Annotated in this window: 4 protein-coding genes; 1 reads left to right on the plus strand and 3 read right to left on the minus strand. The window is 66.2% G+C overall.

Annotation, left to right across the window (positions count from 1 at the left end; translation table 11 throughout):
* From V7Z54_RS09535 to V7Z54_RS09545, 3 genes are all read right to left on the minus strand, one after another.
* A partial coding sequence (locus V7Z54_RS09535) for an NAD(P)(+) transhydrogenase (Re/Si-specific) subunit beta (RefSeq protein ID WP_334136142.1) occupies positions 1-1,394 on the minus strand: 1,394 nt, incomplete at its 3' end.
* Positions 1,391-1,717, minus strand: coding sequence for an NAD(P) transhydrogenase subunit alpha (locus V7Z54_RS09540; protein ID WP_334136144.1), 327 nt, complete (start codon positions 1,715-1,717; stop codon positions 1,391-1,393). The genes V7Z54_RS09540 and V7Z54_RS09535, both read right to left, overlap by 4 nt.
* Positions 1,718-1,815: 98 nt before the next feature.
* On the minus strand, positions 1,816-2,964 hold the full coding sequence (locus V7Z54_RS09545) for a Re/Si-specific NAD(P)(+) transhydrogenase subunit alpha (RefSeq protein WP_334136146.1): 1,149 nt from the start codon (positions 2,962-2,964) through the stop codon (positions 1,816-1,818).
* Between the two features lie 435 nt (positions 2,965-3,399).
* Here V7Z54_RS09545 and V7Z54_RS09550 point away from each other — a divergent pair.
* Positions 3,400-3,924, plus strand: a 525-nt coding sequence (locus V7Z54_RS09550; protein WP_334136147.1) for an NUDIX hydrolase, incomplete at its 3' end; no start/stop codon positions are given.

A 3,924-nucleotide genomic window follows, 5' to 3' on the forward strand; every position in this document is an offset into this window, starting at 1 on the left:
TCGCCAAACACCATCATCGTTTTGTCCATGTAGAACAGCTCGTTGTCCAATCCGGCGTAGCCGGTGGCCATGGAGCGCTTGTTGACGATAACGGTGCGCGCTTTGTATGCCTCCAGAATCGGCATGCCGTAGATGGGGCTGCCCTTTTGCAGCGCAGCGGGGTTGACCACGTCGTTGGCACCCAGAATGATGGCGACATCCGTCTGGCCGAACTCGGGGTTGATGTCTTCCATCTCGAACACCTGGTCGTAGGGCACTTCGGCTTCGGCCAGCAGCACGTTCATGTGGCCGGGCATGCGGCCCGCCACCGGGTGGATGGCGTAGCGCACGCTGACGCCCTTGGCGGTGAGCTTGTCGGCCAGTTCCTTGACGGCGTGTTGCGCGCGCGCCACCGCCAGCCCGTAGCCGGGCACGATGATCACACTTTCGGCGTTGGACAGGATGAAGGCCGCATCATCAGCGCTGCCGCTGCGCACCGTGCGCTGCTGCTGCGCGCCCTGGGCGGCGGCGCTTGCCTCGCCACCAAAGCCGCCCAGGATGACGTTGATGAACGAGCGGTTCATCGCTTTGCACATGATGTAGCTGAGGATGGCGCCCGAGGAGCCCACCAGCGAGCCAGCGATGATCAGCATGGGGTTGTTGAGCGAAAAGCCAATGCCCGCCGCGGCCCAGCCCGAGTAACTGTTGAGCATCGACACCACCACCGGCATGTCAGCACCGCCGATGGGGATGATGATGAGCACACCCAGCACGAAGCTCAGCGCCGTCAGCAGCGCAAACGCCACCCAGTTGCCGGTGGCGGCAAACACCACGCCCAGCGCGATCACCACCAGCCCCAGTACCAAGTTGAGCGCGTGCTGGCCACGAAACACCACCGGTGCCCCCTGAAACAGCCGGAACTTGTACTTGCCCGACAGCTTGCCAAAGGCGATGACGGAGCCGCTGAAGGTGATGGCACCGATGGCCGAGCCCAGGAACAGCTCGACTTTGTTGCCAAACGGAATCTCGCCGCCCTTGGGGGCAAGGTCAAACGCCCACGGCTCCACCACCACGGCAATGGCAATACAGACCGCTGCCAGGCCGATCATGCTGTGCATGAAGGCCACCAACTCGGGCATCTTGGTCATTTCCACGCGCTTGGCCATGATGGCGCCCACGGTGCCACCGGCCACCAGACCCAGCGCCACCCAGCCCAGGCCGCTGACTGCATCGAGCGCCATGCGGTCGGCCTGCGTGGTGATGAGGCCGACGGTGGTGACGATGGCGATGGCCATGCCGACCATGCCAAAGACGTTGCCGCGGATGGAGGTGGTGGGGTGGCTGAGCCCTTTGAGCGCCTGGATGAAACAGACGCTGGCCACCAGGTACAGCAGGACGACGACGTTCATGCTCATCGCTCGGCTCCTTCACCGGCAGCGCTGGCCTTGCGCTCTTTCTTCTTGAACATGTCCAACATGCGGCGCGTGACCAAAAAGCCGCCGAACACGTTGACCGCGGCCAGCGCCACGGCCAGCACGCCCATGGCCTTGGCCAAGCCGGTTTCGGTCAGCGCCGCCGCCAGCATGGCGCCGACGATGACGATGGCGGAGATGGCGTTGGTCACCGCCATCAACGGCGTGTGCAGCGCGGGGGTGACGTTCCACACCACGTGGTAGCCCACGTAGATGGCCAGCACGAAGATGATGAGATTCACAATCAAGGGCGAGACGGCTTCCATGATGGCATGAGGTGATCAACAATCCATGAAGACGAGCGATTGGAGGCGGGCTCGGAGTGGACGAGACGTCGTGCCGCCGCCCGCGCCGCGGTGTTGCGCTAGGCGCGGCGCTTGACTTCCCCGTTGTGCGTCATCAGGCAGGCGGCGACGATGTCGTCCTCCAGCGGTACCTGTACGCTGTCGCAGCCCTTGGGACAGATGAGCTTGAGGAAGTCCAGCACGTTGCGCGCGTACAGGGCCGAGGCATCGGCAGCCACCATAGCAGGCAGGTTGGTGTAGCCCACGATGGTGACGCCATGTACCTGCACGACGTGGTCGGGCACGGTCAGCGGGCAGTTGCCGCCCGGCTGACCGTGCGGGCCCACCGGCCCGCGGCCAGCGGCAATATCCACGATCACCGAGCCGGGCTTCATGCTGCGCACCATGTCTTCGGTGACGAGCGTGGGGGCCGGCCGCCCCGGGATGAGGGCGGTGGAGATGACGACGTCGGCCTGCGCCACGCGTTTGGCCACTTCGGCCTGCTGGCGCTGCAGCCAGCTGGCCGGCATGGGCCTGGCGTAGCCACCTACGCCTTGTGCGCATTCGCGCTCTTCGTCGGTCTCATAGGGCACGTCGATGAACTTGGCGCCCAGCGACTCGACTTGCTCCTTGACGGCGGGGCGCACGTCGGAGGCCTCGATGACGGCTCCCAGCCGCTTGGCGGTGGCAATGGCCTGCAGGCCGGCCACGCCCACCCCCAGCACCACGACGCGCGCGGCCTTGATGGTGCCCGCCGCGGTCATCAGCATCGGAAAGAGCCGAGGGTAGTGATGCGCCGCCAGCATCACGGCCTTGTAGCCGGCGATGTTGGCCTGGCTAGACAGCACGTCCATGCTTTGCGCGCGCGTGGTGCGCGGCGCCGCTTCCAGTGCAAAGGCGGTCACGCCGGCTGAGGCCAAGCGCTGCAGTCCATCGGCGTCGAAGGGGTTGAGCATGCCCACCAGCGTGGCCCCTGGCCGCAGCAGCGCTACCTCCTCTGGCGCCGGCGCGCGCACTTTCAGCACCAGGTCGGCCCCCCAGGCGGTGGCAGCATCGACGATGTCGGCACCCACGGCCCGGTAGGCGTCGTCGGAGGCCCCGGCGGCGGCCCCCGCGCCGGTTTGCACCTGCACGGTGTGGCCCTGCGCCAGCAGTTTTTTGGCCGTCTCCGGGGTCACTGCGACCCGGGTTTCCAGTGCCGCCGTTTCGGCGGGCACGCCTATGCGCATGGTGTGTTCTCCTCGCTTGTCTGTCCTGTGCGGCCCGGTGGGCATCCGCGACGTGCGCCGCCCGTCTGCGCGCGGCCCCGCTGCGCTAGCCAACAGCGACGGGGCCGCACGGCTATCTTAATGAGGGTATCGGATCTTGTGCGAATGCGCCATCGTCTGCCCGACATTTTGGCGTTCGGGTTTTCCGGGGGACACGTTCGGGGTAGCCGCAGGATGCCCCCGTGTAAATATAAGCGATAGTCGATAAACCGTCGGGGCCGGACCGCCCACGAAACAACGCAGAGCCAACCATGGATGCCGACTGGCCTTTCGGGTGACCGCCATGAAGGAAGACGCTGGCACCCCTACAGCGTGGCAGGAACCACTGGAGCCCGCATCCTATGCGCTGTGTGGGCAACAGTCGGCACCTGGCGTGCCCTGCCTATACTGCAGCGCGTGAACACACGTTGGAAGCCGAATGTCACCGTTGCCGCCATCATCGAGCGCGACGGCCGCTACCTGTTGGTGGAAGAGCACACCCCGGAGGGACTGCGCCTGAACAACCCGGCCGGCCATCTGGACCCCGGCGAGGGGCCCATCGAGGCATGCGTGCGCGAGGTGCTGGAGGAGACGGCGCACCACTTCACGCCGACCGCGCTGCTGGGAGTATACCTGTCGCGCCTTCAGCGGCCCACCACCGGCGAGGACGTGACGTACTTGCGGCTGGCGTTTACCGGCGAGTTGGGCGAAGCGGTGGCCGGGCGCGCGCTGGATCACGGTATCGAACGGCTGCTGTGGCTGACGCCACAGGAAGTGGCGGCCAGCCGCGCGCGCCACCGCAGCCCGCTGGTGGCGCGTTGCATCGCCGACCACGCCGCCGGCCAGCGCCTACCGTTGTCTGGTGTTTATTGCGATCCCTCTGTGTGGGGCAGTCTTGGGCGTGCGCGGCACGGGAAACTCCTCTTTAGGGAACCTCTGCAC

Origin of the sequence: Tepidimonas sp., assembly GCF_036824975.1 — a bacterium.
Classification (GTDB): Bacteria; Pseudomonadota; Gammaproteobacteria; order Burkholderiales; family Burkholderiaceae_C; genus Tepidimonas.

Excerpts from the sequence above, each read along its gene's own strand:
- V7Z54_RS09545 (WP_334136146.1), bottom strand. The coding sequence starts at position 2,964 with ATGCGCATAGGCGTGCCCGCCGAAACGGCGGCACTGGAAACCCGGGTC.
- V7Z54_RS09540 (WP_334136144.1), bottom strand. The coding sequence starts at position 1,717 with ATGGAAGCCGTCTCGCCCTTGATTGTGAATCTCATCATCTTCGTGCTG.